9 protein-coding genes are annotated in these 6,284 nt (G+C 45.8%); 5 read left to right on the plus strand and 4 right to left on the minus strand.

Annotation, left to right across the window (positions count from 1 at the left end; genetic code table 11):
• From QXE01_11035 to fen, 4 genes are all read right to left on the minus strand, one after another.
• Window positions 1-233 (minus strand): nucleotidyltransferase domain-containing protein (locus QXE01_11035; protein ID MEM4971771.1); only part of this gene is annotated, 233 nt, incomplete at its 3' end.
• Complete coding sequence (locus QXE01_11040) at window positions 202-606, minus strand: HEPN domain-containing protein (GenBank protein ID MEM4971772.1); 405 nt, start codon at window positions 604-606, stop codon at window positions 202-204. The genes QXE01_11035 and QXE01_11040, both read right to left, overlap by 32 nt.
• Window positions 607-624: 18 nt before the next feature.
• The gene (locus tag QXE01_11045) at window positions 625-774 is read right to left on the minus strand and encodes a hypothetical protein (GenBank protein ID MEM4971773.1); all 150 of its coding nucleotides are present in this window, start codon (window positions 772-774) and stop codon (window positions 625-627) included.
• A gap of 71 nt (window positions 775-845) precedes the next feature.
• On the minus strand, window positions 846-1,892 hold the full coding sequence (gene fen, locus QXE01_11050; GenBank protein MEM4971774.1) for a flap endonuclease-1: 1,047 nt from the start codon (window positions 1,890-1,892) through the stop codon (window positions 846-848).
• 125 nt (window positions 1,893-2,017) lie between these two features.
• On the opposite strand from fen, the gene prpB reads away from it, so the two are divergent.
• The 5 genes from prpB to QXE01_11075 all read left to right on the plus strand — a co-directional run.
• Entirely contained in the window at window positions 2,018-2,929 is a 912-nt protein-coding gene (gene prpB, locus QXE01_11055; protein MEM4971775.1) for a methylisocitrate lyase, read from the plus strand.
• A 203-nt stretch (window positions 2,930-3,132) separates the two neighbouring features.
• On the plus strand, window positions 3,133-3,726 hold the full coding sequence (locus QXE01_11060) for a class I SAM-dependent methyltransferase (GenBank protein MEM4971776.1): 594 nt from the start codon (window positions 3,133-3,135) through the stop codon (window positions 3,724-3,726).
• A gap of 143 nt (window positions 3,727-3,869) precedes the next feature.
• Window positions 3,870-4,565 (plus strand): FKBP-type peptidyl-prolyl cis-trans isomerase, encoded by a 696-nt coding sequence (locus QXE01_11065; GenBank protein ID MEM4971777.1) that lies wholly within the window; start codon window positions 3,870-3,872, stop codon window positions 4,563-4,565.
• Between the two features lie 11 nt (window positions 4,566-4,576).
• Window positions 4,577-5,269: a methyltransferase domain-containing protein gene (locus QXE01_11070; protein MEM4971778.1), complete on the plus strand. Its 693-nt coding sequence runs from the start codon at window positions 4,577-4,579 to the stop codon at window positions 5,267-5,269.
• A 62-nt stretch (window positions 5,270-5,331) separates the two neighbouring features.
• Window positions 5,332-6,284: MFS transporter (locus QXE01_11075; protein ID MEM4971779.1), on the plus strand; the 953-nt coding region annotated here is incomplete at its 3' end.

Raw genomic sequence — 6,284 nt, forward strand, 5'->3', positions numbered from 1 at the left:
CCCACACCATATATAGTGAATCTATCCATGCTAGCATCTAGATCCCTGACTACAACCAGCAGATCTATATCGCTGAGACCTCTCACAAACCTCCCCTCCGCCAGGGATCCTGCTAGGATTATCCTCACCGGCCTATAACGACTTACCAGCTCCTCAACGAGCCCTTCAAGAACGTCTATGAGATCTCTTATATTATCTCTATCAAGGATCTCCTTCAACCGCCTTCTTAACATACTCTAACACCTCCCGGGCAATCTTGATAGCTTCTTCAGCATCTTCTCTAGAGTAGTGCTTATAGGGGGGAAGAGAGGGCCATGCATTGGGATATCTAGTTGGTATATAGTATCTATCTAGCTTACCAGCAGCCTTGGCAAGATCCTCTGGAATTCCGATCCTAGATGATATCTCCTCAAGGATAGCTTTAACACTGTGTGTCCGTCTATATATTCCTAACCTCTTGATTAGAAGGGCTTTCAAACCCTTTTCAACGGCTTGGTGGGAGTAGAAGCATGCTTTGCTCCACTTCCCAACTCTATATAGCTCTAAAGCAGCCTCAAGATCATCTATAGCCTCCTCAAGCCAATCTCTATATCTCTCGTAGCTCATTATAAGCACCGTGGATCTTCAGCGAGCCATAGCTACATCATCAAAAATGCTTATAAATTTAGATAGCTTGTCCTGGCTATGGGTTATCAGCATTGTATCAATAGCCTGAGGCCTGTCAATGGGTGTTGATGTATTGCTCAACCTTGAGGATCTTATCAGAGGGATCAAGTTCAATCACCACTCATGGTAGCGGGCTACAGTCATCATCAATATCTAAGGGTGTATAGGGCTTTAAATATCTATCCAAACCACCTATCCAGCCCCCTAGCAGATGATGCTTTTGAAAATGCCTTCACAAGCCTTTCAAGGTTGTTCTCCACCCTCTCTCTTGAGAACTCATATTCCTCTACAAGCATCTCTACAACCTTCTCCCTATCAGGGGGTCTCCACTCTAGCTTGGGTACCTCCGCTACAGGTGGGTTTAGGAATATGTTTTTGATCTCCTTAGGATCTGTCGGGAATCTAGCCCCTGGGAGGACTTTCAGAGCTTTTTCAAGCCCCCCATAGCTTTTGATCAATGTATATGCTTTTTTAGGCCCTATCCCCTCCACACCATCTGGGTTATAGTCTGTTCCTATTAGAATTGCTATCTCAACAAGCTGCTCCCTAGATATCTCTAGTGTTTTGAGAATTGTGTTGAGATCTAGTAGCTCTGGCTTGAGCTCTACATAGACATCCTTCCCAGGCAGCTTCCTCCTACCGCTGATCGTTAGATTTCTAACCAGCCTTGGGCTCCCAAATAGAAGGGAGTCATAGTCCTGGCTCGCGCTAGCCCATGCAACGCCCTTGATAACCATGTAGGCAGCCTGGGCCTCGCCCTCTGATGGTGCTTGGACCCATGGGATACCCATATACTCTAGTAGTTTTTTAGATGCCTCAACCATCTCATTTGTAAGCCTTGATGTTGCCTGGGCATATCTCCTCATCTCCTCCTCATCACCCCTCTCTCTAGCGATTCTAAGCTTCTCCTCAGCCTTCTGCTTAGCAATACTCCTCCTAGCTATCTCAGCGCTCTTAAGCTCAGGAGGCTTCCCATCGAAGACATATACGGGCTTGATACCTGCTTCAACCAGATTTATTGTTCTGTAGAAGAGGCCTGAAAGATGGCTTGTAACCCTGCCCTTGCTATCCATAAGCGGTGTGCCATCCTGCTGTCTAATGGCTGAGAGGAATTGGTAGAGGGCGTTATAGGCGTCTATAGCTATTACCTTTCCAGAGAGCTCCCTAAGATCGTTTATATATCTTATAGCCTTCTCGGGGATTAGCTCTTTGAGATCTACACCCAAAGCTCCACCAAATATAAATTAGATAGGAGATATATAGAGCCACAGCTATGGAGCACTAACAGCCTATATGATGTGCTAGGGCTTCTTTTATCCATCCTGCGCATTCGATTCTATGGGGTAGCACCGTGCCTAGGCTTAGGTGGAGCCTCAGAGATCTTCTAAGAGGTAGAGAGGCAATCCCAGTGCCAGGTGTCTATGCACCATCTATAGCTATGCTCGCAGAGAGGCTGGGGTTCAAAGCTGTCTATCTAAGCGGGGCTGCCCTCACAGGCCTCCTAGGCCTACCAGATCTAGGGGTTATAACCCTCTCAGAGGTTGCTATGTTTACCAGATATATAGCTGATAAAATCACAATCCCCTTGATAGTAGATGCAGACACAGGCTTTGGAGAAGCAATAAACGTCGCTAGGGCCGTGAGGGTTCTAGAGGATGCTGGGGCCTCTGCCATCCAGATAGAGGATCAGGTTCTGCCTAAGAAATGCGGACATCTAGCTGGTAAAGAGGTGATCCCGGCTGAAGAGATGGTTAAGAAGATAGTCATGGCTGTCGAGAGTAGGAGGAGCGATGACTTCCTAATAATAGCTAGAACAGATGCTAGAGGAGTAACAGGGCTTGAGGATGCGATAGAAAGGGCTAAAATCTATGTGGAGGCAGGGGCTGACATAATATTTCCAGAGGCCCTGGAGAGTGTTGAGGAGTTCAGAAGATTCGCTCAAGAGGTTAAAGCACCTCTCATGGCAAACATGACTGAGTTCGGGAGATCACCACTCCTAAGCCTAAAGGAGCTAGAGGATATAGGCTATAAACTCGTAATATTCCCAGCAACAACATTTAGAGCTAGCATGCTCGCCTCTAAAAAGATCCTAGAGATTATAAGGGATAAGGGGACACAGAGAGACAATCTAGACATGCTTATGAGCAGAGCAGAGTTCTACAGCCTAATAGACTACTATAGATATGAAGAAGAAGATAAAAGGGTCGATGCAAAGGCGAGGGAGATAGTTAAGCGATCTAAAAGCCAGATGAGATTAAAATAACCACGAGGATCTATCATAGTGAGGGCAGAAAATCTTAAATATTTTTTAGAGCCTACCTAGGCGATGAGAACCCCATGCAGCTGGACTCAAAAGCCACCCATGGTGGAACCCCCACCGCTAAACAGAGTAAAGCGATGAAGAGAAACGGCTAGGAGAATATTGAGATATTATTTTGGAATACCCAATGAATTAGGATTGATACCTTGGCAATAGGTTTAGATAGATTTATTGAGGTGGCTGGACAGCTATATAAAAGATCCATAGAACTCGGGATACCAGCTATCTCACCAGAAGACGGCCTGGTTTTATCATCTATAGCCTTTATATATTGCGCCTCAAATAGCTATATAAAAGCTATAGATGCTGGAGCTGGTATAGGATATTCAACTATATATCTAGCCTATGGGATGGGCATAGGCTGCCGAGGAGAGCTCACAGCGGTTGAGAATAGATGGGATAGATTCGAGGAACTCAGAGCCAACCTACCCCTTTTAAAAGAAATAGCAGGTGATAAAATCGAGGTGAAGGTTAGATATGGAGATGCCCTAGAGTTTCTAAGAAACCTCGAGAACAAGGCTCTCGACATAGCTTTCGTCGATATAGAGAAGAGCTTCTATCCCGAAGCGCTTAGGATACTGAGGGATAAGCTTAAAATGGGAGGTATAGCGATATTCCATAATGCCATAGCCCCTAGGCCTCCAAGGGAGTTTTTCGAGATAGCTGAGAGGGAGTATATTAGCACTATAATACCTAGCGAGGCAGGGATATTGCTAGCATATAAGGCTGGGAAGCGATAGAATCGCTTTGAGCTTCACATAATAATTCGCTTTCGACACTGAGGAGAAGATCTATGTGTTGTGATCATAGAGTAAAGAAGATCCATTAGAGCTAGGGCTGCATACTTATAGGAGTTATTTGTTGAATAGTAATGGTGCGGTAGATGCCGCTAAAGGAGAGGGACTTTGTTCTAGTAGAATATACCGTGAGGGTTAAGGATACAGGTGAGGTTATAGAAACAACCAGCGAGGAGGTTGCCAAGAATAGTGGGATCTATAGGGAGGGAGATGTATATGGGCCTAAACTCATGATAATAGGTGAGGGAAGATATGTTAGGGGTTTTGAGGAGGCTGTAGCCTCCTCAGAGGTTGGCGAGGAGAAGACAGTTGAGGTAGAGCCTTCGAAGGCATATGGTGATAGGGATCCCAACAAGGTTAAGATCCTAAGCCTTAGGGAGCTTGCTAAGCTCAACATAGTGCCCGAGCCTGGGAAGGCTATAGAGATAGGCGGGGCTGTGGGTATTGTTAAGAGCATCTCGGGGGGCAGGGTTGTTGTCGACTTCAACCACCCACTATCTGGTAAGACCCTGGTATTCACCTATAAGGTTGTGAAGAAGCTTGAGGATCCTGTGGAGAAGATTAAATACCTCATGCTGAGAAGATCCAGAAGGCTCTCAGCTGAAAAACTCGTTATAAGGATCTCCCAAGATATGATAAAGGTTGAGATCGAGACCCCTGAGGAGGTTATACTCGCAGAAGATCTACAGATATTCAAGAGAGCAGTGGCAGACGATATATTCAAATACTTCCCAGAGGTTAAGCAGGTAGTCTTCATAGACAACTTCTTCAGACCTCAGTAGATGTAAAAAGCGTGGTATCTATTAAAGGGGATAAGGGTTTTCAAAGACTCCTCGAAGCCCTTAACAGGGTCTCAAAGAGCTATGAGAAAACATCCAAGATACTCACCCTAGGGCTTGAAAAGAGGTTTAGGGGAGAGGCTCTATCACAGATAGAGCCTGGAAGGATCCTCGATGTAGGATCGGGAACGGGTGTGATGGCCAGAGAGATCCTCAGAAGATCCACAGGATCATATGTGGTCGCCCTCGAACCGCTTCCAGGGTTTCTAGCTATTTTAAAAGGGGTTTTAGAGAATCCCCGAGCCGATGTTGTTCAGGGGTATATAGAGTATATGCCATTTAGAGATAAAGCCTTCGACACTGTGATAGCCGGCTTCATGCTCAGAGATGTAATGGATCTGGGAAGATCCATCTCCATGATGGCTAGGGGGAGTAGGAAAGCCGTTGTGATCCTCGACTTCTGGAGGCCAGATAGCATTCTAGTCCTTTTGATAGAGGTTATATATATGTTTCTCATAATGGGCCTAGTCGCAGCTGTATCACCAAGAGATATTAGGGGTTATATGGAGATGATAAAAACGGTATTTAGAGTGCCTAGGATCGGGGGTCTTATAAGGCTTTTAAAAGGGCTGGGGGTTGTTAGGATTAGGTGTTGGGCTCTATGCATACTCTTCCTAGCTAGGATAGATATATGCCCTAGTATCTAACAATGGTTACATATGGTTACACCATGCTTATCAGCTATATAGACCCCCAGCCAGGGGGGTATATGGTTATAGCCATCCAGAGGGCTAGGATCGCGCCTCTCCTCATCATAGCCTTCCTATCCCTTGTAGATACATCCTTCATATCGCCTGTGATCTCATCATATACTAAAAGCCTTGGGGGAGGGGATTTCGAGGCTGGGTTGGTGACTGCTCTATACTCTATAGTGGCTATACCAGCTACAATTGTTATGGGTTATGCTATTGATAGGATTGGGAGGAGAAGGATCCTAATACCCCTTTTCATAGGCGATACAATCTCCCTTTATATGTATAGCCTAGCCTCTAATGTTCAGCAGCTGATGATAGCAAGGGCTCTACACGCGTTATTCGATGCAGGGGTTTTCCCAGCATCTATATCTATATTTAGAGAGGCTATTGCTGAGAAGAGGGTTGGGAGGTATATGGGTTTCTACTGGCTCTTCATCTCCCTAGCAATTATAGTTGGATCATCAACAGCGAATATCATGGTCCTCAGGCTGGGATATAAACCTATATTCCAGCTCCTAGCAGTCCTCATGCTAGTCGGCTTCGCATCATCCATATTTGCTAGAGAGCTCTACACACCACCGGCTAGGAGGGCTTCTATAAGCTTCCCACAGCTTAGAGGGCTGTGGGGGAGGCTGGTTCCAGCATACCTATCAGCCTTGATCCTCTATATGGGGATAGGAGCTATAACAGGATCCCTATCACCAAACCTAATCAAATACCTAGGATTCACAGATAGGATGGGGGCTGCAGCAACAGCAACATATATGGCGATCGCCACAACAGTGGCGCTGCCATCAAACATACTCGCTGGATACCTCATAGAGAGGAGGGGGAGGCAGGAGGTGCTAGCCATGGGAGGAATCCTCCTCACAGCATCAATGAGCATTCTAGGTATAAACCTATCAGACTGGGCTAGATATGTATCAGCAATACTCAACGGCATAGCCCTCGCAATGATCCTGGTATC

It is taken from the genome of Sulfolobales archaeon (assembly GCA_038897115.1).
Taxonomy (GTDB): Archaea; Thermoproteota; Thermoprotei_A; order Sulfolobales; family AG1; genus AG1.